The organism is Streptomyces sp. BK239 (assembly GCF_004217285.1).
Lineage (GTDB): Bacteria > Actinomycetota > Actinomycetes > Streptomycetales > Streptomycetaceae > Streptomyces.
Map to the genome: position 1 here is coordinate 1266730 of NZ_SHKS01000001.1, position 21049 is coordinate 1287778.

Sequence of the window (21049 nt, forward strand, 5' to 3'; positions counted from 1 at the left end):
CACAGGAAGGCCCGCCGTGACCACGCTCCCCGGGCGCCGGACCCCCCGCATCCTGGCCGCCGCCACCGTGACGGCCGGCCTGCTGTCCATGACCGCCTGCACGAAGACCGACGACTCGGGCGGCGCCAAGACCGCCGGCGGCGTCCAGCTCGTCAAGGCCGGACAGCTCACCACCTGCACCCACCTGCCGTACCCGCCGTTCCAGTCGGAGATCGACGGCAAGGTGCAGGGCTTCGACGTCTCCCTCATCGACCTGGTCGCCAAGAACCTGGGTGTGAAGCAGGCGATCCTCGACACCCCGTTCGAGAACTTCAAGACCGGCGCGTTCCTCAACTCCGGCGAGTGCGACCTCGCCGCCGCCGGCATGACCATCACCGAGGAGCGCAAGAAGAACGTCGACTTCTCCGACCCCTACTTCGACGCCACCCAGGCCGTCCTCGTCGACAAGAGTGCCGGCGTCGGCTCCCTCGCCGACATCAAGGCCAAGAAGGTCAAGCTCGGCGCCCAGGCGCAGACCACCGGCGAGGACTACGTCAAGAAGCAGGGCTTCGACCCGGTCTCCTTCGAGTCCTCCGACGCCGTCCTCAACGGCCTGCGCACCGGCCAGGTCAAGGCCGTCGTCATCGACTACCCCGTCGTCCAGGGCTGGTTGAAGGACAAGGCCAACGCGGACGCCTTCAAGGTCGTCGGCAACCTCAACACCGGCGAGCAGTACGGCTTCACGGTGAAGAAGGGCAACGCCAAGCTGGTCGCGGCCATCAACAAGGCGATCGCCGACGCCAAGGCCGACGGCACGTACAAGAAGCTCTACGAGCAGTGGATCGGCCCGTACGACCCGGCGGTGGCCGCCCCGTCCGCCCCCGCCGCCTCATGAGCGACACCGAACCCGCGGCGGCCGCCGAACCCGACGCGACACCCCGCCGCAAGGGCCTGACCCGGCGGCAGAAGCGCGGCGTCTCCCGCGGCGTCCAGTACGCGGTCTTCGTCGCCGCCGTGATCGCCTTCGCGCTCTCGGCGGACTGGGGCCGGCTCCAGAACCAGTTCGCCCAGGCCGACATCGCCGAGCAGATGTTCCCCGAGGTCATCACGCTGGCGCTGAAGAACACCGTGCTCTACACGGTGTCCGGGTTCCTGGTCGGGCTGGCCCTCGGCATGGTCATCGCCCTGATGCGGCTGTCGTCCGTCGGCCCCTACCGCTGGCTCGCCGGGATCTACATCGAGATCTTCCGCGGTCTGCCCGCCCTGCTGATCTTCATCTTCATCGGCGTGGCCGTGCCGCTGGCCTTCCCCGGCACGGAGATCATCGGCGGCACCTACGGCAAGGTCGCCCTCGCCCTCGGCCTGGTCGCCGCCGCCTACATGGCGGAGACGATCCGCGCCGGCATCCAGGCCGTCCCCAAGGGACAGATGGAGGCGGCCCGTTCGCTCGGCTTCTCCCCGGCCCGCGCGATGGTCTCGATCATCATCCCGCAGGCCTTCCGCGTCATCCTCCCCCCGCTCACCAACGAACTGGTCCTCCTCTTCAAGGACTCCTCGCTGGTGCTGTTCCTCGGCGTCACGCTGGAGGAACGCGAACTGTCCAAGTACGGCCGCGACCTGGCCAGTACGACCGCCAACTCCACGCCCATCCTCGTCGCCGGCCTGTGCTACCTGCTGGTCACGATCCCCCTCGGCTTCGTCGTGCGTCGTATGGAGGCCAAGGCCCAGGAGGCCGTGAAATGAGCCGACCGGAGATCGAAGTACGCGGCCTGCGCAAGTCGTTCGGCGACAACGAGGTCCTGCGCGGCATCGACCTGGAGATCCGGCGCGGCGAGGTCGTCTGCGTCATCGGCCCGTCCGGCTCGGGCAAGTCGACGCTGCTGCGCTGCGTGAACCTGCTGGAGGAGCCGACCGGGGGCCAGGTGTTCGTCGGCGGCGCCGAACTCACCGACCCGGACGTCGACATCGACGCCGCCCGCCGCCGGATCGGCATGGTCTTCCAGCAGTTCAACCTCTTCCCGCACCTGACGGTGACCGAGAACCTCACCCTGCCGCAGCGCCGGGTGCTGCGGCGCGACAAGGCGGCGGCCGCGAAGGTGGCCGCGGCCAACCTGGAACGGGTGGGCCTCGCCGACAAGGCGGACGCCTACCCCTCCTCCCTCTCCGGCGGCCAGCAGCAGCGGGTGGCGATCGCCCGCGCCCTCGCCATGGGCCCCGAGGTGATGCTGTTCGACGAGCCGACCTCGGCCCTGGACCCCGAACTCGTCGGCGACGTCCTCGCGGTGATGCGCGGGCTCGCGCGGGAGGGCATGACGATGATGGTCGTCACGCACGAGATGACCTTCGCCCGGGAGGTCGCCGACCGGGTCGTCTTCATGGACGGCGGAGTGATCGTCGAGGACGGCGCCCCCGACCGGGTCATCGGCGCCCCCGCCCACGAACGCACCCGCCACTTCCTCTCCCGCATCCTCGACCCGGCGATGGCCGAGGTCGAGGAGGGGACACCGAACGAGGCGAAGAAGACCCGGTAGCCAGTGCCCCCGGCAGGCGACGTCCGCCCCGTCGCTAGGGTGCCGTACATGAGCGATCGCGCGGTGCTGCACGTGAAGGGCAGGGTCCTCGCCGGACCCGGTGACGACCAGGTCCACGACGAGGTGTGGGTCGTCGACGGGCGGATCTCCTACGACCGCCCCGCCGGCGCCCGTGACGTGCGCACGGTGACCGGCTGGGCCCTGCCCGGCCTCGTCGACGCCCACTGCCACGTGGGCCTGGGCGCGCACGGCCCGGTCGACCGCGACACGGCGGAACGGCAGGCCCTCACCGACCGGGACGCCGGAACCCTCCTGATCCGCGACGCCGGCTCCCCCTCCGACACCCGCTGGACCGACGACCGCCCCGACCTCCCGAAGATCGTCCGGGCGGGCCGGCACATCGCCCGCACCCGCCGCTACCTCCGCGGCTACGCCCACGAGATCGAACCGGACGACCTCGTCGCCTACGTCGCCCAGGAGGCCCGGCGCGGCGACGGCTGGGTGAAGCTGGTCGGCGACTGGATCGACCGCGAACTCGGCGACCTGTCCGCCTGCTGGCCCCGGGAGGCCGCCGAGGCGGCGATCAAGGAGGCCCACCGGCTGGGCGCGCGGGTCACGGCCCACTGCTTCGCCGAGGACTCGCTGAAGGACCTCGTGGAGTCCGGCATCGACTGCGTCGAACACGCCACGGGCCTCACCGACGAGCTGATCCCCCTGTTCGCCTCGCGCGGCGTCGCCATCGTCCCCACCCTGGTGAACATCGCGACCTTCCCCGACCTCGCCGCCGGCGGCGAGGCCAAGTTCCCCGCCTGGTCCGCCCATATGCGCCGCCTCCACGCCCGCCGCTACGACACCGTCCGCAACGCCTACGACGCCGGCATCCCGGTCTACGTCGGCACCGACGCCGGCGGCAGCCTGCCCCACGGGCTGGTCGCCGGGGAGGTCGAGGAACTCGTCACGGCCGGCATCCCCCCGGTGCGGGCCCTGGCGGCGACCACCTGGGCGGCGCGCGCGTGGCTGGGCCGGCCGGGCCTGGACGAGGGCGCCCCGGCCGACCTGGTGGTCTACGAACAGGACCCGCGCACCGACGTACGCGTGCTGGCCGCCCCGCGACGGGTCGTGCTGAACGGACGCGTGGTGGGCTGACCCCGCGGCGGCGGCCAGGGGGCTCCGCCGGCTTCCCGGACCGCCGGCGCCCCCGGCGGGCACTGGCTCAGCCGGTGGCCAGCGCCCGCCCGAAAGCCTCCAGGAACCCGTCCACCGTCCTGCGGTCCCGCACCGCCACCCGCACCCATTCCTCCCCGAGCCCGGGAAACGTGTCCCCCCGCCGCACCGCGTAGCCCAGCTCCCGCAACCGCCCGCGCACCACCCCCGCATCAGGCACCCGCACCAGCACGAACGGCCCCTGCGCCGGTCCCGCCACCCGCACTCCGTGCCCCGAGAACCGCTCGAGCCCCGCCACGAGATACCCCCGGTCCGCAGCGCCCCGCCGCGCCGCGTGCGCCGCCTCCGCGACCGCCCGCCCCGACACACACGCCCGCGCCGCCGCCAACGCGGGCGTCGACACCGGCCACAGCGGCTGCGCCCGCTCCAGCTCCCGTATCGTCTCCGGCGCGCCGAGCACATAGCCGATGCGCAACCCGGCCAGCCCCCACGTCTTCGTCAGACTGCGCAGCACGACCAGTCCGGGCACGTCAGTCCGCCCGGCCAGCGACTCCCGCTCGCCCGGCACCGCGTCCATGAACGCCTCGTCGACGACGAGCGTCCGCCCGGTCCGGGCCAGGCACGTGACGTCCCGCGCGGGATGCAGCACCGACGTCGGGTTCGTGGGGTTGCCGATCACCACCAGGTCGGCGTCCTCGGGAACGGCCGCCGGATCGAGGCGGAAGCCGTCCTCCTCCCGCAGCAGCACCCGGTCCACGCTGTGCCCGGCGTCCCGCAGCGCCGCCTCCGGCTCCGTGAACTGCGGGTGCACCACCACCGGCCGGCGCACCTTCGAAGCGCGGGCGAGCAGCACGAACGCCTCCGCCGCGCCCGCCGTCAGCAGCACCCGCTCCGGCGGCAGCCCGTGCCGCTCCGCCACCGCGGCCCGCGCCCGCCGCCCGTCGGGGTAGGCGGCGAGACCGGTCAGGGAGGCCGCGATGTGCTCGCGCAGCCAGTCCGGCGGCGTGTGCGCGCGGACGTTCACCGCGAGATCGACCAGCGCGGCGCCGTCGTCCCGCACCTCGGAGTCCCCGTGGTGGCGCAGGTCGTGTCCGTCAGTGTGCATGGCAGTCCACATGCCCTTCGTGCTGATGCTGCCCGGAACCGTCGCGTCGGACCACCGCACAGGTCGCCCTGCCCGGCCGCCCGTCCCTCAGCGCCGACTTCCTTTTCGGTACGAGGAGTTCGCCCCCGCCCGCGAGCGCCGCCGCCTCCGCGACGGACGGCGTGCCCAGCGCGGCGGCCGGCGCGTCCGACGGGTTCGGCACCGGCACGGCGGCCAACTCCACGGCGGAGTACGTCACCAGGGGCACCCCGAGCCGCAAGGCCGCTCCGATGACGCCGGGTTCGCCGCGCCTGGCGTCCACGGTGGCGAGCTCGGCCACACCGCGCGCGGACAGCCCCGCCTCCCGCAGCGCGTCCTCGATCACGCCGAGCACCTCCTCCACCGGCACGCCCCGGGACGCGCCGACGCCCACCACGAGGCTCACCGGCCTTCCTCCCCGCTGCCCGGGGCACGGAGGTGCGCGGACGGGCCCTGATCGGATACGAAGGGGGCATGGCGGTGTTCGTCGCGCTCGGCGCGTTCCTGATGACGTTGGCCGGCGGCTGGACGGCACAACGCGTGACCGACCGCCGCCACCTGGTGCTGGGGCTGGCCGGCGGCCTGATGCTGGGCGTGGTCGGCCTGGATCTGCTGCCGGAGGCCCTGGAGGCGGCCGGCACGGCGGTGTTCGGCGTCCCGGCCGCGCTGCTGCTGTTCGTGGCCGGCTTCCTGCTGGCCCATCTGGTGGAACGGCTGCTGGCCCTGCGCCGGGCGGCCCACGGCGCGGGGGAGCACGGCGGCCGCACACCCGAGGTCGGCCTGACGGCGGCCGCTGCGATGGTCGGCCACAGCGCCATGGACGGCGTGGCGATCGGCGCGGCCTTCCAGGTCGGCGGCGGCATGGGCACGGCGGTCGCGCTGGCGGTCGTCGCCCACGACTTCGCCGACGGCTTCAACACGTACACGATCACGAGCCTGTACGGGAACGCCCGCCGCAAGGCCCTGATCATGCTGTTCGCCGACGCGGCGGCACCGGTCCTCGGCGCGGCCTCGACCACGTTCGTCACCATCCCCGAGCACCTGCTCGGCGGCTACCTCGCTCTCTTCGCCGGCGCGCTGCTCTACCTGGCGGCGGCCGAGATCCTGCCCGAGGCCCACCACGATCACCCCGCCCGCTCCACCGTGCTCTGCACGATCGCGGGCGCGGCCTTCATCTGGCTGGTGGTGGGCCTGTCGGGCTGAGCCACCGCCGTTCACGGCGTACGGCACCTCTCCACGAAGCGCCGGGCCACGCCCGGCTCGGCCGCCCAGTGCGTGTGCAGGTAGCTCGCGTGCACGCCGCCCTGGACGAAGCCCTCGACCCGCCGCTGCGGACTCCGCAGCCCCCACGCCGGGGCCGTCCCCGCCCCCGGTTCGACGACGGTCCGGTGGAACTCGTGGCCCCGCATCCGCGTCCCGGCCGAGGCCAGCGCGCTGTCGCTCACGGCCACCGCGTCCCGGTAGCCGAGGGTGAGCTTCCCGGACATCCGCGCCGAGGCGTCGAGCACCCCGCACATGGGCTGTCCGTCCAACTCCCGGCACAGATACAGCAGTCCGGCGCACTCCGCGGCGATCGGGGCGCCGCTGAGCGCCAGTTCGGCGACGGCCTTGCGCAACGGCTCGTTGGCGGACAGCTCGGCGGCGTACATCTCGGGGAACCCGCCCCCGACGACCAGCCCGGCGCTCCCTTCGGGCAGCCCCTCGTCCCGCAGCGGATCGAAGGTCACGACCTCGGCCCCGGCGGCGGCGAGCAGCTCGGCGTGCTCGGCGTAGGAGAAGGTGAACGCGGGCCCCCCGGCGAGAGCGACGACCGGCCTGTCACCCCGGCCCATCGCGCCCGGCCCGGACGGCTCGCCGAGAGCGCCGGCCGCGTCCCACGCCGCACAGGACAGCACCCCGGCACCGCGCGCCAGCGACATCACCGCGTCCAGGTCGCACCCGTCGGCGACCTGCGCCCCCATCGCCGCCACGGCGTCCAGCGCCGCGGCCCTCCGCTCCGCCACCGGCACCAGCCCCAGATGCCGCGACGGGGTGTCCACCTGCGCCGTCCGCCGCAGCACCCCCAGCACCGGCACCCCCGCCGACTCCATCGCCTCCCGCAGCAACGCCTCGTGCCGGTCGGAGGCCACCTTGTTCAGGATCACGCCCCCGACCCGCACCTCCGGGTCCCACGACACGAACCCGTGCACCAGCGCCGCCACCGACCGCGACTGCGACGAGGCGTCCACCACCAGGACCACCGGCGCCCGCAGCAGCTTCGCCACATGCGCCGTGGACGCCAACTCCCCTTCCCCGGCGGCCCCGTCGAACATTCCCATCACGCCCTCGACGACCGCCAGATCGCAGCCGCGCGCCCCGTGCGCGAACAGCGGCCCGACCGACGCAGGCCCGCACATGTACGCGTCGAGGTTGCGTCCCACCCGCCCGGTCGCGAGTGCGTGGTACCCGGGGTCGATGTAGTCCGGGCCCACCTTGTGCGGGGACACGGCGAGCCCCCGCGCGGCGAACGCGGCCATCAGGCCCGTCGCGACGGTGGTCTTGCCGCTGCCGGAGGACGGCGCGGCGACGACCAGCCGGGGCACCGACACCGAGGAGGACACCAGCGAGGACAACGAGGCGGACGTCACCACTCGATACCCCGCTGCCCCTTCTGCCCCGCGTCCATCGGGTGCTTGACCTTGGACATGTCGGTGACGAGGTCGGCGAAGTCGACCAGCTCCTGCGGCGCGTTGCGCCCGGTGACGATCACGTGCTGGGTCCCGGGCCGGTCCCGCAGCACGGAGATCACCTCGGCGGTGTCGATCCACCCCCAGTGCAGCGGGTAGGCGAACTCGTCCAGCACGTACAGCTTGTAGCGCTCGGCGGCCAGGTCGCGCTTGACCTGCTCCCAGCCCTCCCGGGCCTTCTCCTCGTTGCTGGCGTTGTCGCCGTCGGGGTCGCGCTGGATCCACGACCAGCCCTCGCCCATCTTGTGCCAGTCGACCGAGCCGCCCTCGCCGCTGGCGCCCAGCACCCGCAGCGCGTTCTCCTCGCCGACCTTCCACTTCGCCGACTTGACGAACTGGAACACCCCGATCGGCCAGCCCTGGTTCCAGGCCCGCAACGCCAGCCCGAAGGCGGCGGTCGACTTGCCCTTCCCGACACCGGTGTGCACCATCACGAGCGCCCGGTTCCTGCGCTGACGTGTCGTCAGTCCGTCGTCGGGTACGACGCTCGGCTGTCCCTGCGGCATCTACGCGGCCCTCCTGTCGCCTTGAACTTCCCTGACCAGCCCGGCGATCGAGTCCGCCCGCAGTTCGTCGAGCGTCACCGCCGTACCTCCCAGCTCACCCGCGAGCCGCCCGGCGAGCCCCAGCCGCACCGGTCCCCTCTCGCAGTCCACGACCACCGACGCGGTGCCCTCGGCGGCGAACAGCCGGGCCGCCCGCCCGGCGAACGCCACCGGCTCGGTCCCACCCGTCGCCCGCCCGTCGGTGACCACCACGACCAGCGGCCGCCGCGCGGGATCCCGCAACCGCTCCACCCGCAGCACGTCGTGCGCCTTCAGCAGCCCGGCGCCGAGCGGGGTGCGCCCGCCGGTCGGCAGCGCCTCCAGCCGGGCCGCCGCCGCGTCCACCGACGAGGTGGGCGGCAGCGCCACGTCGGCGCCCGAGCCCCGGAACGTCACCAGCCCCACCTTGTCCCGCCGCTGGTAGGCGTCCAGCAGCAGCGACAGCACGGCGCCCTTCACGGCGCTCATCCGCTGCCGCGCCGCCATCGACCCGGACGCGTCGACCACGAACAGCACGAGGTTCCCCTCACGCCCCTCACGGGTCGCCTGCCGCAGATCGTCCCGCCGCACCACCAGTCCCGGCCCCGATCGTGCCCGCGCGTGCTGGTGGGGCGCGGCGGCCTGCACGGTCGCCGCCAGATGCAGCTTGGTGAGCGCCCCGCGCGGACGCCGGGCCCCGGTGGTACGCCCGTGCTCGGTCCGGGCCCGCGAGCGCCGCCCCGCGGCGCCCTCCCCGAGGCCGGGCACGCTCAGCACCTTCGTACGGAAGGGCTCGGCGGCCCGCACGGCGGACTGCTCCCCGGCGCCGGCCGGCCGGCCGCCCTCGCCCTCCGCTTTGCTCTCGGCGGGGTCCGCCGGCGCGGGCGCCTCACCGGACGGCGGCTCGCCGCTCTCGGGCCCGTCCTGCGGCGGCAGCCCGCCGCCCCCGCCGGGACCGCCCGGTCCGTCGGGGTCGGGGTCCTCGTCGCCGTCGCCGTCGTCGGTCCGGTCGTTCCGGCCGCCCCGCTCGTCGAGGTCGTCGTCGGGGAACCGGTCCAGCGTCTCGTCGAGCTTGTCCTCGTCCAGGCCCGGCGCGTCGAAGGGGTTGCGGCGACGGCGGTGCGGCAGCGCGAGCAGCGCCGCCTGCCGTACGTCCTCCGCGAGCACGTCGGTCCGTCCGGCCCACGCCGCCAGCGCCGTCGCCGTCCGCGCCATCACGATGTCGGCCCGCATGCCGTCCACCTCGAACGCGGCGCAGGTCGCCGCGATCCGCAGCAACGCACCGTCGCCGAGCCGCACATGCGGCAGCAGCTCCCGCGCCGCCACGACCCGCGCCCGTACCTCGGCCTCCTCCCGCGCCCAGCCCGCGGCGAACCCCGCCGGGTCGTCGTCGTAGGCGAGCCGCCGCCGCACGACCTCCACCCGCTGTTCGGGCTCGCGCGACGCGGCCACCTCGACGGTCAGCCCGAACCGGTCCAGCAACTGCGGCCGCAGCTCGCCCTCTTCGGGGTTCATCGTCCCGACGAGCAGGAAGCGGGCGGCGTGCCGCACCGACACGCCCTCACGCTCGACGTACGAGGCGCCCATCGCCGCCGCGTCCAGCAGCAGGTCGACGAGGTGGTCGTGCAGGAGGTTGACCTCGTCGACGTAGAGGATGCCGCGGTGCGCGTCCGCGAGGAGACCCGGCTCGAACGCCTTGACGCCCTCCGCGAGAGCCCGTTCGATGTCCAGCGCGCCCACGAGCCGGTCCTCCGACGCGCCGACGGGCAGCTCCACCATGCGCGCGGGGCGCGTCGCGCCCGCCGCCGCCTCGTGCGGCCCGTCCGGACAGCCGGGGTCCGGCGCCGCCGGGTCGCAGGAGAAACGGCACCCGGGCACCACCGCCACCTCCGGCAGCAGCGCCGAAAGCGCCCGCACCGCCGTCGACTTGGCGGTGCCCTTCTCACCGCGCACCAGGACCCCGCCGACCGCCGGACTCACCGCGTTCAGGAGCAGCGCCAGCCGGAGGTCGTCCTGTCCGACGACGGCCGTGAACGGAAAGGGGGTGGTCACGTGACGATCACTCCTTCGGACGCCGGGTCGGCGCAGGCGGTCGGCGAGGACGGGGACAGGGGTGGAAGGCTCATACGGGCGCCCCCGGCGGGACGAACGGCAGTCCCGGCGGCGCGCCCGACTCGATGAGCCGCCACAGCGCGTCGGTGTCCGCGTGCTCCTCGATCAGGTCGCCGAGCCGGTCGAGCTGCTCCTCGCGCAGCGCGGCGAACGAGGTGTCGGGGGCCGGCACGAACCGGCGGCCAGCGGCGGCGGCCACCTCGCGCAGGAAGGCCCGCCGGAAGCCGTCCGACTCCAGCGAGCCGTGCCAGTGGGTGCCCCAGGTCTGCCCGACGCGACAGCCGTCCAGGAAGGGCTCGCCGCCCTCGACGGTGGCCACGCCGTGATGGATCTCGTACCCCTCGACCCGCTCGCCGAGCGCCTCGCCCACCGGCCGGGTGAGGGTCTTCTCGCGGGCGAACCGCACCCGCACCGGCAGCAGGCCGAGCCCCTCCACCTGTCCGCGCCGGCTCTCCACCTCGTCGTCGATGTGCTCGCCGAGCACCTGGAACCCGCCGCAGACGCCGAGCACCGGCCGCCCCTCGGCGGCCCTGCGCCGCACGGCGTCCGCGAGCCCGCGCTCACGCAGCCACTCCAGCGCCCGCACGGTCCCCCTGGTCCCCGGGATCACCACGAGGTCGGCGTCGGCCAGTTCCTCCGGCCGGTCCACGAACCGCACCACGACCCCGGGCTCGGCGGCCAGCGCGTCCACGTCGGTGAAGTTGGACATCAGCGGCACGGCGCACACGGCGACCCGCAGCACGTCCTCGCCGACGGGCGGGGCGACGTTCGACTCGCGCACGGTGCCCCGCAGCGAGACCCTCAGCCCGTCCTCCTCGTCGATGCCGAGACCGTGCCGGAACGGCAGCACCCCGTACGTGTGCCGCCCGGTGAGCCCGTGCAGCATGTCCAGGCCCGGCTCCAGCAGCGAGACGTCACCGCGGAACTTGTTCACGAGGAACCCGGCGACGAGTTCCTGGTCCTCGGGGGAGAGCAGGGCGACGGTCCCGAAGAAGGAGGCGAAGACGCCCCCGCGGTCGATGTCGCCCACCACCAGCACCGGCAGCCGCGCGTTGCGCGCGAGCCCCATGTTCACGATGTCGGTCCGCCGCAGGTTGATCTCGGCGGGACTGCCCGCCCCCTCGCAGATCACGGCGTCATACGTGTCCCGCAGCTCGGCCAGGCAGTCCAGCACCGTCTCCAGCAGCCGCTGCCGGCGCCCGCCGTGGTAGCCGCGGGCGCTCATCTCGCCGACGGGCTTGCCGAGCAGCACGACCTGGCTGCTCTGCTCGCCGCCCGGCTTGAGCAGCACCGGGTTCATCAGCGCGGTCGGCTCGACCCGGCAGGCCTGGGCCTGCATCGCCTGGGCCCGCCCGATCTCGGCGCCCTCACGCGTCACGAACGAGTTCAGCGACATGTTCTGCGCCTTGAACGGCGCCACCTTCACGCCCTGCCGCACCAGCCACCGGCAGATCCCGGCGGTCACGACGCTCTTGCCGGCGTCGGAGGTGGTGCCGGCGACGAGGAGCCCCCCGCTCATGACGCACGCCCTTTCGATCCCGCTGTGGCTGTGGCTCTGGCTGTGCTGCTTGTGACTGTGACTGTGCTTGTGGCCTTCGCTTTCGCCGCGACGGCGCGTGCGGCCACCGTGACGCCGAGCGCGAGCAGGCCGACGCGGCGGGAGAGCCGCGCGGCACGTTCGATGTCCCCGGGCACGACGGCCCGCCCGGCCGCCCCGTTGAGCACGGGCCGGTGCTCGACCCGGCCGCCGTAGGAGAGCGTCCCGCCCAGCCGCACCCCGAGGGCGCCCGCGAAGGAGGCCTCCACCGGCCCGGCGTTGGGGCTCGGGTGCTTGCCGGCGTCGGCGCGCCAGGCCCGCACCGCGCCCCGCCGGTCGTCCCCGGCGAGGGCCGCCAGGACGGCGGTCAGCCGCGCCCCCGGCCAGCCGGCGACGTCGTCGAGGCGGGCCGAGGCCCACCCGAAGCGCCGGTAGCGGGGCGACCGGTGCCCGACCATGGCGTCCAGCGTGTTGACGGCCCGGAAGCCGAGCAGCCCCGGCACTCCGCCGACTGCTCCCCACACCAGCGCCCCGACGACGGCGTCGGAGGTGTTCTCGGCGACCGACTCCACCACCGCTCGCGCGATCCCGTCGGCGTCCAGCGACTGCGGGTCCCGCCCGCACAGATGGGGAAGCCGCTCCCGCGCGGCCTCGACGTCGCCCGCCTCCAGGGCCCGCCCGATGGCCCGCGCCTCGCGTACGAGGGACGTCCCCCCGACGACGGCCCAGGTGGCCGCCCCGGTCAGCGCGACGGAGACGGCGGGGGAGGAGCGTACGGTCCGGGAGGCGAGCGCTCCGAGCGCCACGGCGCCCCCGGCGCACACGGCGGTGTGCAATGCGCCCCAGCCGCGGTGGTCCCGGTACAGCGCACGCTCCACACCGGCGGCGGCCCGGCCGAACACGGCCACCGGATGCCCGCGGCGCGGATCGCCGAGGAGCAGGTCCCCCAGGAGGCCGGCGGCGGCGCCGTACGCGTGGACGCGATCGGCACCCATGGGCTCAGCCGGCCGCGGGGGCGGGGAGTGGCCTGGTGCTGGTCCTCGAACGGCGGCCGGGCATGGCGTTATGTCCTCACTCAGGGTGTCCGCGCCCTGGTTCGACGAGACCGGCGGCGAGAGTTCCTGGCTCCCGGGGATCGTGACCGCCCCCGGTGACAGTGGCGGGACCGCGCCGGATTCGCACCGGCTTCCTCTCCTGCCGCCGTACATGGCGTGGGCAGTCCACCACGGGCGCGGAAGGGCCGTCAACTTGCTGTTGACCTGCGACGGGGGTGTGTGCAGAAGCCCACACGCCCCCTCGCGCCCGGGTGCGCGCCCACGCGCGACCCTGTACGCACGTGCGGGGCGCGGGGCGGACGCGTGTGGGGCGCGGGACGGTGAACCGTCCCGCGCCCCGGATGCGCGTCCCTCGGGGGGTGCTAGGCGACGATCAGCGAGATGCCGTACGCCACCGCCGCCGCGCACGCCGCGAAGCACGCGTACGCGCCGGTGACCGCGAGGGCGGCCGAGTCGCCCTGGGCCACGGCCCGCTCGCGGCGGGAGAGGCCCATGATGCCGAGGGTGAACAGGCCGACGAGGGCCACGGTGACCACCAGGCTGACGCCGAAGACGGAGCCGAGAGCCGCCCAGTCGATCTTCATACGATTTCTTCCTTCGTACCGGGGTGGGCGGGGCTCAGACGGTGGTGGTCGCGGCCGGCGGGGCCGACTCGGCGGCGGGCGCCGGGATGGTGGCCGTCAGACCGTCGGCGACCGTGCCCGCCGGGGGCGGGGTCACCGCGGCGATCGCCTGGGTGACGACGCCGGCCGGCTCCTCGGACTCGTTGACGTTGGTGTGGTCGACGACCTCGCGGCGGGAGATCTTCCAGATGGCGGCGCTGGAGCCGATCAGGAAGATCGCGACGACCGCGGTGCCCCAGTCGCCGAGGCCCGTGACGTACTCGGCGAGCGCGCCGACCAGGGCCGCTGCCGGGAGCGTCAGGCCCCAGGCGACGAACATGCGGGTGGCGGTCGACCAGCGGACGACGCCGCCCTTGCGGCCCAGGCCCGCGCCCATCACCGCGCCGGAGACCGAGTGGGTGGTGGAGAGGGAGAAGCCGAGGTGGGAGGAGGCCAGGATGACCGTGGCCGCGCTGGTCTGGGCGGCGAAGCCCTGCTGCGGCTGGAGGTCGGTCAGGCCCTTGCCCATGGTGCGGATGATGCGCCAGCCGCCGAGGTAGGTGCCGAGCGCGATCGCGATGCCGGCGGAGAGGATGACCCACAGGGGCGGGTCGGAGTCGGGAGCGACGGTGCCGCCGGCGACCAGGGCGAGGGTGATGATGCCCATCGTCTTCTGGGCGTCGTTGGTGCCGTGGGCGAGGGAGACCAGGCCCGCGGAGGCGATCTGTCCGGCCCGGTAGCCCTTCTCGGCGGCCTTGCCGTCGGCCTTCTTGCCCATCGTGTACGACAGGCGGGTGGCGAGCATCGCGGCGATGCCGGCGACGATCGGGGCCGCGACCGCGGGGAGGAGCACCTTGGTGACGAGCACGTCACCGTGGACGGCGCCGACGCCCGCGGAGGCGATGGTGGCGCCGATCAGGCCGCCCATGAGGGCGTGCGAGGAGCTGGAGGGCAGTCCGACCAGCCAGGTCAGCAGGTTCCAGAGGATCGCGCCGACCAGGGCCGCGAAGATGACCTCGGGACGGATACCGGTCTCGTCGACGAGCCCCTTGGAGATCGTGTTGGCGACCTCCACGGAGAGGAAAGCACCCACAAGGTTGAGCACGGCGGACATGGCCACCGCGACCTTGGGCTTGAGCGCACCGGTCGAGATGGTGGTGGCCATCGCGTTGGCGGTGTCGTGGAAACCGTTCGTGAAATCGAACGCGAGTGCGGTTACGACCACAATCGCGAGGATCAGCGAGAAGCTTTCCATTTACCCAGGCAATCGTTCGAGCGTCATTGGCTCGAAGAACGTAAGTAACCAGGGTGAACGGAAGGTGAACTGGGGCGGGCGTCGTGGTGTCAGCACACGGCGGAACGCATTCCGCTTGTGCGTCCGCAGGCCCGGAGGACGCGGCCGCTGGGAGGATCACGGCATGGATCACGGTAGGGACCACGAACGGGTGACCGAGGAGCACGCCGCCCCCGGCGCCGGTCATGACGCGGCTCGGGTGGCGGCCGCCTGGGAGGAGCTGGTGGCGACGGCCCGCCGCACGGTGGCCGACGGACTGGTCGTCGGCACCTCCGGCAACGTCTCCGTCCGCGTCGGCGACACCGTCCTGGTCACCCCCTCGGGCGTGCCCTACGACCGGCTGACGCCGCACGACGTCACCGGCGTCGACCTCGACGGACGGCAGGTGCTGGGCAGCCTCGTCCCGACGAGCGAACTGCCCATGCACCTGGCCGTGTACGGCGCCACCGACGCCCGCGCCGTCGTCCACACCCACGCCGTGCACGCCACGGCCGTCTCGACCCTCGTGACCGAGCTCCCGACCGTCCACTACATGGCCGCCGCCCTCGGCGGCCCCGTACGGGTCGCCCCCTACGCCGCCTACGGCACCGACGAGCTGGCCGCGAACGCGCTGCGCGCCCTCGCCGACCGCACCGGCTGCCTCCTGCGCAACCACGGCGCCCTCACCTACGGCGCCACCCTCGACCAGGCCTACGACCGCACGGCCCAGCTGGAGTGGATGTGCCGCCTGTGGCTGACCGCGTCCAGCGTCCCCGGCCTCACCCCGAGCCTCCTGACCGCCGAGCAGATGACCGAGGCGGGGGAGCGGCTGCGGGGGTACGGCCAGCGGGGGAGGGGAGACGGCTCGGGTGAGGCGGGCGCCGGGGGCGCGTGAACCGGTGTCCGTGAGCCGGGGGCACCGGTGTGCGTCTCAGCACTGGCCGGTACGGGAATCCGCCGGGACACTGGACGGGTGCGCACTGTCACCGCGACGGCCGCCGCCGTCACCGCAGCCCTGGCCGCCGGCGCCGTCAGTGTCGCCGCCGGCAGACTCGCCAGCGACGCCGCGCTCAAGGCGCCGCCCGGCCGGCCCCTGCCCACGGAACCCCGGCTCACCGTGCACGGCACGGCCCCCGGCCGGATCACCCTCACCCGCGACCTCGCCAGTCTGCGCCCCGGAACCTACGGCCTCGCCGGCGACGGCTCCCACGCGGTCGTCGGGCCCGTCCTGACCGACGCCCCGCACTCCGCCGACAGCGTCGTACGCCGCCTCGAACGCGTCACCCACGGCAGCCTGAGCGCCGGCGACGCCGTCTGGCTCACGCCCAACCTGTACGTCGGCAACCCCGGCAGCGCGCTCGGCCTCGACCACGCCGACGTCGACGTGCCCGGCGAACTCGGCGCGCTGCCCGCCTGGTTCGTCCCCGGGGCGCGCCGCACCTGGGTCATCGCCGTGCACGGCCTGGGCGCCACCCGGGAGCACGCCCTCAACCTCACCGGCTTCCTGCACAGCCGCCGCTTCCCGGTCCTCGCCCTCGCCTACCGAGGCGACCTAGGAGCGCCCCGTTCGCCGGACGGGCTGAACCACCTCGGCGAGACCGAGTGGCGCGACGTGGACGCGGCGATGCGGTACGCCGTCCGCTATGGCGCCGAACGCCTCGTGCTGCTCGGCTGGTCCACCGGCGCGACCATGGCCCTGCGCGCCGCCACCCGCTCGGGCCTGCGGCATCTGATCTCCGGGGTGGTGCTCGACTCCCCGGTCCTCGACTGGCAGGCGACCCTGCGCGCCCTCGCCGCCGCCCGCCACACCCCCGGCCCGCTGCTGCCGCTGGCGGTCCGCGCCGCCCAGGGCCGCACCGGCCTGCACGCCGACCCCGCCTCGGATCCCTCCCTCCTCGCCGCCCCCACCCTGATCTTCCACGGCCCCGACGACCGGGTCGCCCCGTGGGGCCCGTCCCGCGCCCTGGCCGCCCGACGCCCCGATCTGGTCACCCTCCACCCGATCCCCGACGCTCCCCACGCAGCCATGTGGAACACAACCCCCACCCCCTACGAAGAATCCCTCCGCCGCTTCCTCACCCCCCTGATGTAACCCCCACCCACCCAGCCTGCGTCCCGCCGCACGGGCAGCCCCGGCTCATCCGACCGTCACCTACGCAGCTCCCGGCCCGCCGCACGAGCAGCCCCGGCCCTCACCCACGCCCCCCAGCCTGCGTCCCACCGCGCCGCCGCCCCCGCTCTCACGCCCCCGCCCCACCCAGCCTGCGGGCAGTCGTGCCGCTGGGGCGATGGGGGTCCCCGCTCGAGCGAGCCGAGAGTGGGGAGGGTGGGCGCGGGCGGCACCCGGCAACGCAGGCCACTCACCCCACCCCGCCCCGGCACGGACCCCGGTTCACGCACCCCCGACGCCCACTTCACCCGGCTCGCCCCGCAGGACCACCCCACGTTCCGTTAAACGCCGTACCACTGGCCAGATCGCATCTCCACACCCCCTCCCACCCCCACCCGTTGACCGACCCCATAGCCCCTCGTGGCATTCCGTTTGGGTTTTCGGACCGTCAACCGGAAGACTGCACCCGTGACGTCCCGTATCCCGCGCGACTCCAGGCTTCGACTCGTCCGCCCGCGACCCCTGGCCGCCGCCCCCTCAGCTGTGAACCAGCGGCGCACGCGCCGCCCCGCGCCCCGCCCGCCGGAGGGCACCCCCGCCCCGGCGGAGCTGGCCAGAATGGCGCGCTCGGGTCTGGCCGCCGCCGCCCGCGTCGCCCGCTGGGCCGACAACGCCCTCGGCCCCGGCAGGGACGCGGCGACCGACGGCAAGGCCACCCTCTCCGACACCACGGCCGAACGGGCGGCCAGTGACCTCGGCCTGAGCCTCTCTCAGGTCCGCGCCGACTGGGACACCGCCCGCCTCGCCGGCCTCGTCGAGGTCCACGGCGACAGCGCCCGCCCCGGCTGGCGCCTGCGCGCCTGGGACCGCGACGACAGCGCCGTCCTGCGCGGCTGGGTCGCCCTCTTCGACGCCTGGTCCCTCGCCCTGCCCGAACCCCGGGACCAGGAGTCCGCCGCCGTGGCCGAGGTCGTCTCGGCGATGCCCCAGGTGCTCTCCTTCCTCCAGCTGTCCGCCGGCCCCGTCCCCGTGGACCAGCTCCTCGACCTCCTCTGCCAGCGCGTCACCGAACTGCGCACCGAACGCTGCGAGGTCTCCTACGGCCCCGAAGCCGTCACCGCGCGCCCCAAGGTCCCGCGCCCCGCCGCCGTCGCCGGCCAGGCGGAGCCCGCCCAGGACGCCGAGCTCGCCCCCCTCCTCGACTGGGCCCTGCGCGCCCTCGCCTCGGTGGGCGCCCTCACCTGCGGCGACGGACACGCCACCCTCACCCCGCTCGGCAACTGGGCGGTCTGGGTCAAGCTGGAGCAGATCTGCGTCGCCGCGCAGAGCCCCGCCGGCCACATCGAGCAGTCCGCCGAGGACATGCTCCGCGGCTGCGCCCAGCTCCGCCCCAACGCCGCCCGCGCCGAGTACCGCGCCTGGCTCGCCGCCCGCCCCGTCGGCAGCGCCGTCACCGAGCTGCTGAACGCCGCCCGTGGCGAGGACGCCCTGCTGCGCGGCCTCGCCTTCGAGGCGCTCCGCGTGGTCGGCGCCCCGGCCGAGCACGACGTCCGCGCCGTGGTGGACGAGCCCGCCCTCAGGCCGTACGCCCTGCTCTGGCTCGCCGAGCACGACGGAGTGGACCCCGAGGACGCGCACGAGGTGCTCACCCGCGAGGAGGCCACCTGGCTGTGGGTCGACACCGCCGCGGCCGTCGCCGACCACGGTGAGGCCCCGATGCTCGTCAGACACCTGGAGTCCGCGCTTCAGCCGACGGTCCCCGCGCTCCTCGCCGAGGTCCGCGCCGTCGGGCATCCGCGCACCGTGCAGGTGCTGGTGGCGCTCGCCGCCGCGCACCCCGACCCCGCCCTCGCCAAGGCCGTCCGCCGCGCCGCCTTCCAGGTGCACACCGGAGGCAGCTGAACCACGGGCGGAGGCTCGACCACGGGGCGGCCCCGCCGGCCGCCCCGCACGGCAGGCCCTCAGCCCGGCACCGACGGCTGGTACGTCCCGAAGCTCCAGACGTTGCCCTCGACGTCTTGGGCCATGTAGTCGCGTGAGCCGTAGTCCTGGTCCGTCGGCGGCATCAGGATCTCCGCGCCGTGCTCCACGGCCCTCCTGTGGTGGGCGTCCACGTCGTCCACCACGACGTACACCCCGACCGGGCCCGCGTCCTTCATCGCCGTGTCGAAGGCGCTGCCGGTGCCCTTCGAACCGAGCATCACCACCCCGCCGGACTGCGTCAGCTCGGCGTGCGCCACCGACCCGTCCTGGCCCTCGTACACAGCCAGCTCGGTGAAGCCGAAGGCCTCCGTGAGCTGACGGATCGCCGCCTTCGCGTCCTTGTAGAGCACCGTCGGGCTGATGCCCGGACGCCCGCCGCCCGTCCCCGTCATGCCGATCACTCCCTCGTGGTCCCGCCGGTCGTGTCACTCGCTCAGCCGTGGGCGCCCTTGTCGGGAATATCACCCGTCGCCCAGTCTGGCACCCGCCACTGACAACGCCCCGGCAAGCCGCTGACCTCGACTCGGACGGGCGCACCGCCGGCCGGACGCCGAAGCCCGGAAAACTGGTTGCACGGCCCCGTTAGAATGGCTCCATGGCCATTCTCCTCGCGCATTAGACGGCGGGAACGCCCTCAGCCGTCCATCCCGCCTCCCACCCGCCCTGGAGTCTGTCCGTGATCTCCGCCTCCGGCATCGAGCTGCGCGCCGGCGCCCGCATCCTCATCGAGAACGCCTCCTTCCGCGTCGCCAAGGGCGACCGCATCGGCCTCGTCGGCCGCAACGGCGCAGGCAAGACCACCCTCACCAAGGTCCTCGCCGGCGAGGGCATGCCCGCCGGCGGCACCGTCACCCGTTCCGGCGAGGTCGGCTACCTCCCGCAGGACCCCCGCACCGGCGACCTCGACGTCCTCGCCCGTGACCGCATCCTCTCCGCGCGCGGCCTGGACGTCCTGATCCGCAAGATGCGCGAGAACGAGCAGCGCATCGCGGGCGGCCAGGGCGCCACCCGCGAGAAGGCCCTGCGGCAGTACGAGCGCCAGGAGACGGAGTTCCTCACCAAGGGCGGGTACGCCGCCGAGGCCGAGGCCGCCACCATCGCCGCCGCGCTCAACCTGCCCGACCGGGTGCTCGGCCAGCCTCTGCACACGCTGTCCGGCGGTCAGCGCCGCCGGGTCGAGCTGGCCCGCATCCTGTTCTCCGACGCGGACACCCTGCTCCTCGACGAGCCGACCAACCACCTCGACGCCGACTCCATCGTCTGGCTGCGGGACTACCTCAAGACCTACCGCGGCGGCTTCATCGTCATCAGCCACGACGTCGACCTGGTCGAGACGGTCGTCAACAAGGTGTTCTACCTGGACGCCAACCGCTCCCAGATCGACGTCTACAACATGGGCTGGAAGCTCTACCAGCAGCAGCGCGAGGCCGACGAGAAGCGCCGCAAGCGCGAGCGCGCCAACGCCGAGAAGAAGGCGGCGGCCCTGCACTCGCAGGCCGACAAGATGCGCGCCAAGGCCACCAAGACGGTCGCGGCGCAGAACATGGCCCGCCGTGCCGACAAGCTGCTCTCCGGCCTGGACGCCGTCCGCGTCTCCGACAAGGTCGCCAAGCTCCGCTTCCCGGAGCCCGCGCCCTGCGGCAAGACCCCGCTGATGGCGGAGGGCCTGTCGAAGTCGTACGGCTCGCTGGAGATCTTCACCGACGTCGACCTGGCCATCGACAAGGGCTCCCGGGTCGTCATCCTCGGCCTGAACGGCGCCGGCAAGACCACCCTGCTGCGGCTGCTCGGCGGGGCGGAGCAGCCCGACACCGGCCAGGTCGTCGCGGGCCACGGCCTCAAGCTCGGCTACTACGCGCAGGAGCACGAGACCCTCGACCCGGAGCGCACGGTCCTGGAGAACATGCGGTCCGCCGCCCCCGACCTGGATCTGGTCGAGGTCCGCAAGGTCCTCGGCTCGTTCCTGTTCTCCGGCGACGACGTCGACAAGCCCGCCGGGGTCCTCTCCGGCGGCGAGAAGACCCGTCTCGCCCTCGCCACCCTGGTGGTCTCCTCGGCGAACGTGCTGCTGCTCGACGAGCCGACCAACAACCTCGACCCCGCCAGCCGCGAGGAGATCCTCGGCGCGCTGCGCACCTACAAGGGCGCCGTCGTGCTGGTCACCCACGACGAGGGCGCCGTGGAGGCGCTCCAGCCCGAGCGGATCATCCTGCTCCCCGACGGCGTCGAGGACCTGTGGGGCGCCGACTACGCGGACCTCGTCGCCCTGGCGTGACCTCAGGGGTGTTTCACGGCATGCTCATGACGTGATCCACGGAGTATGGATCATT

At 74.0% G+C, this 21049-nt stretch carries 18 protein-coding genes, 1 pseudogene and 1 riboswitch; of the genes and pseudogenes, 9 read left to right on the top strand and 10 right to left on the bottom strand.

Features of this window, described 5'->3' with window-relative positions:
* Positions 1–16: 16 nt before the first annotated feature.
* From EV567_RS05555 to EV567_RS05570, 4 genes are read left to right on the top strand one after another with little or no spacing between them, the layout of a single operon-like run.
* Positions 17–874, top strand: a complete 858-nt coding sequence (locus EV567_RS05555) for a transporter substrate-binding domain-containing protein (RefSeq protein ID WP_130437436.1) — start codon at positions 17–19, stop codon at positions 872–874.
* Positions 871–1722: an amino acid ABC transporter permease gene (locus EV567_RS05560; protein ID WP_130437437.1), complete on the top strand. Its 852-nt coding sequence runs from the start codon at positions 871–873 to the stop codon at positions 1720–1722. The genes EV567_RS05555 and EV567_RS05560 overlap by 4 nt, the downstream gene beginning before the upstream one ends.
* Positions 1719–2510, top strand: a complete 792-nt coding sequence (locus EV567_RS05565; protein ID WP_130437438.1) for an amino acid ABC transporter ATP-binding protein — start codon at positions 1719–1721, stop codon at positions 2508–2510. Before EV567_RS05560 ends, EV567_RS05565 begins: the two co-directional genes overlap by 4 nt.
* 48 nt (positions 2511–2558) lie before the next feature.
* The gene (locus EV567_RS05570; protein WP_130437439.1) at positions 2559–3656 is read left to right on the top strand and encodes an amidohydrolase family protein; all 1098 of its coding nucleotides are present in this window, start codon (positions 2559–2561) and stop codon (positions 3654–3656) included.
* A 67-nt stretch (positions 3657–3723) separates the two neighbouring features.
* Here EV567_RS05570 and cobC read toward each other — a convergent pair whose 3' ends face one another.
* Both cobC and EV567_RS05580 read right to left on the bottom strand, forming a co-directional pair.
* A complete protein-coding gene (cobC, locus tag EV567_RS05575) occupies positions 3724–4779 on the bottom strand; it encodes an Rv2231c family pyridoxal phosphate-dependent protein CobC (RefSeq protein ID WP_242620671.1) in 1056 nt (351 codons plus the stop codon).
* 28 nt (positions 4780–4807) lie between these two features.
* Positions 4808–5209 (bottom strand): annotated as a pseudogene (locus tag EV567_RS05580) (cobalamin biosynthesis protein); the annotation flags it as partial.
* Between the two features lie 62 nt (positions 5210–5271).
* Between EV567_RS05580 and EV567_RS05585 the strand changes: the two are divergent.
* Positions 5272–6000, top strand: coding sequence for a ZIP family metal transporter (locus EV567_RS05585; RefSeq protein ID WP_130437441.1), 729 nt, complete (start codon positions 5272–5274; stop codon positions 5998–6000).
* An 11-nt stretch (positions 6001–6011) separates the two neighbouring features.
* Here EV567_RS05585 and EV567_RS05590 read toward each other — a convergent pair whose 3' ends face one another.
* The 7 genes from EV567_RS05590 to EV567_RS05620 all read right to left on the bottom strand — a co-directional run bounded on the left by EV567_RS05590 (position 6012) and on the right by EV567_RS05620 (position 14608).
* Positions 6012–7397, bottom strand: coding sequence for a cobyrinate a,c-diamide synthase (locus EV567_RS05590; RefSeq protein ID WP_407071567.1), 1386 nt, complete (start codon positions 7395–7397; stop codon positions 6012–6014).
* A gap of 23 nt (positions 7398–7420) precedes the next feature.
* Positions 7421–8029 carry a cob(I)yrinic acid a,c-diamide adenosyltransferase gene (cobO, locus tag EV567_RS05595; protein WP_130437442.1) on the bottom strand — a complete coding sequence of 203 codons (609 nt, stop codon included), beginning with the start codon at positions 8027–8029 and terminating at the stop codon, positions 7421–7423.
* On the bottom strand, positions 8030–10099 hold the full coding sequence (locus EV567_RS05600) for a putative cobaltochelatase (RefSeq protein ID WP_130437443.1): 2070 nt from the start codon (positions 10097–10099) through the stop codon (positions 8030–8032). It abuts the gene before it with no gap.
* A 70-nt stretch (positions 10100–10169) separates the two neighbouring features.
* Entirely contained in the window at positions 10170–11678 is a 1509-nt protein-coding gene (locus EV567_RS05605) for a cobyric acid synthase (protein WP_130437444.1), read from the bottom strand.
* Positions 11675–12691 carry a cobalamin biosynthesis protein gene (locus EV567_RS05610; protein ID WP_130437445.1) on the bottom strand — a complete coding sequence of 339 codons (1017 nt, stop codon included), beginning with the start codon at positions 12689–12691 and terminating at the stop codon, positions 11675–11677. The genes EV567_RS05605 and EV567_RS05610 overlap by 4 nt, the downstream gene beginning before the upstream one ends.
* Before the next feature lie 120 nt (positions 12692–12811).
* Positions 12812–12889, bottom strand: a riboswitch (cobalamin riboswitch).
* Positions 12890–13113: 224 nt separating this feature from the next.
* Positions 13114–13335, bottom strand: coding sequence for a hypothetical protein (locus tag EV567_RS05615; RefSeq protein WP_130437446.1), 222 nt, complete (start codon positions 13333–13335; stop codon positions 13114–13116).
* Positions 13336–13369: 34 nt separating this feature from the next.
* Positions 13370–14608, bottom strand: coding sequence for an inorganic phosphate transporter (locus EV567_RS05620; RefSeq protein ID WP_130437447.1), 1239 nt, complete (start codon positions 14606–14608; stop codon positions 13370–13372).
* Positions 14609–14771: 163 nt separating this feature from the next.
* On the opposite strand from EV567_RS05620, the gene EV567_RS05625 reads away from it, so the two are divergent.
* From EV567_RS05625 to EV567_RS05635, 3 genes are all read left to right on the top strand, one after another.
* The gene (locus tag EV567_RS05625; RefSeq protein ID WP_130437448.1) at positions 14772–15521 is read left to right on the top strand and encodes a class II aldolase/adducin family protein; all 750 of its coding nucleotides are present in this window, start codon (positions 14772–14774) and stop codon (positions 15519–15521) included.
* 78 nt (positions 15522–15599) lie between these two features.
* A complete protein-coding gene (locus EV567_RS05630; RefSeq protein WP_130437449.1) occupies positions 15600–16718 on the top strand; it encodes an alpha/beta hydrolase in 1119 nt (372 codons plus the stop codon).
* A gap of 486 nt (positions 16719–17204) precedes the next feature.
* Positions 17205–18638 (top strand): hypothetical protein, encoded by a 1434-nt coding sequence (locus EV567_RS05635; RefSeq protein WP_207228675.1) that lies wholly within the window; start codon positions 17205–17207, stop codon positions 18636–18638.
* Between the two features lie 59 nt (positions 18639–18697).
* On the opposite strand, the gene EV567_RS05640 is transcribed toward EV567_RS05635, so the two are convergent.
* The gene (locus tag EV567_RS05640; RefSeq protein ID WP_130437450.1) at positions 18698–19111 is read right to left on the bottom strand and encodes a VOC family protein; all 414 of its coding nucleotides are present in this window, start codon (positions 19109–19111) and stop codon (positions 18698–18700) included.
* Between the two features lie 284 nt (positions 19112–19395).
* Here EV567_RS05640 and abc-f point away from each other — a divergent pair, with 284 nt between their 5' ends.
* The gene (gene abc-f / locus EV567_RS05645; protein WP_130437451.1) at positions 19396–20994 is read left to right on the top strand and encodes a ribosomal protection-like ABC-F family protein; all 1599 of its coding nucleotides are present in this window, start codon (positions 19396–19398) and stop codon (positions 20992–20994) included.
* Positions 20995–21049 lie beyond the last annotated feature (55 nt).

What these genes read in the sequence shown, in the direction of transcription:
- EV567_RS05560 (WP_130437437.1), top strand. Translation starts at nt 871, where the DNA reads ATGAGCGACACCGAACCCGCGGCGGCCGCCGAACCCGACGCGACACCC.
- EV567_RS05565 (WP_130437438.1), top strand. Translation starts at nt 1,719, where the DNA reads ATGAGCCGACCGGAGATCGAAGTACGCGGCCTGCGCAAGTCGTTCGGC.
- EV567_RS05570 (WP_130437439.1), top strand. Translation starts at nt 2,559, where the DNA reads ATGAGCGATCGCGCGGTGCTGCACGTGAAGGGCAGGGTCCTCGCCGGA.
- cobC (WP_242620671.1), bottom strand. Translation starts at nt 4,779, where the DNA reads ATGCACACTGACGGACACGACCTGCGCCACCACGGGGACTCCGAGGTG.
- EV567_RS05585 (WP_130437441.1), top strand. Translation starts at nt 5,272, where the DNA reads ATGGCGGTGTTCGTCGCGCTCGGCGCGTTCCTGATGACGTTGGCCGGC.
- cobO (WP_130437442.1), bottom strand. Translation starts at nt 8,029, where the DNA reads ATGCCGCAGGGACAGCCGAGCGTCGTACCCGACGACGGACTGACGACA.
- EV567_RS05605 (WP_130437444.1), bottom strand. Translation starts at nt 11,678, where the DNA reads ATGAGCGGGGGGCTCCTCGTCGCCGGCACCACCTCCGACGCCGGCAAG.
- EV567_RS05610 (WP_130437445.1), bottom strand. Translation starts at nt 12,691, where the DNA reads ATGGGTGCCGATCGCGTCCACGCGTACGGCGCCGCCGCCGGCCTCCTG.
- EV567_RS05615 (WP_130437446.1), bottom strand. Translation starts at nt 13,335, where the DNA reads ATGAAGATCGACTGGGCGGCTCTCGGCTCCGTCTTCGGCGTCAGCCTG.
- EV567_RS05620 (WP_130437447.1), bottom strand. Translation starts at nt 14,608, where the DNA reads ATGGAAAGCTTCTCGCTGATCCTCGCGATTGTGGTCGTAACCGCACTC.
- EV567_RS05625 (WP_130437448.1), top strand. Translation starts at nt 14,772, where the DNA reads ATGGATCACGGTAGGGACCACGAACGGGTGACCGAGGAGCACGCCGCC.
- EV567_RS05640 (WP_130437450.1), bottom strand. Translation starts at nt 19,111, where the DNA reads ATGACGGGGACGGGCGGCGGGCGTCCGGGCATCAGCCCGACGGTGCTC.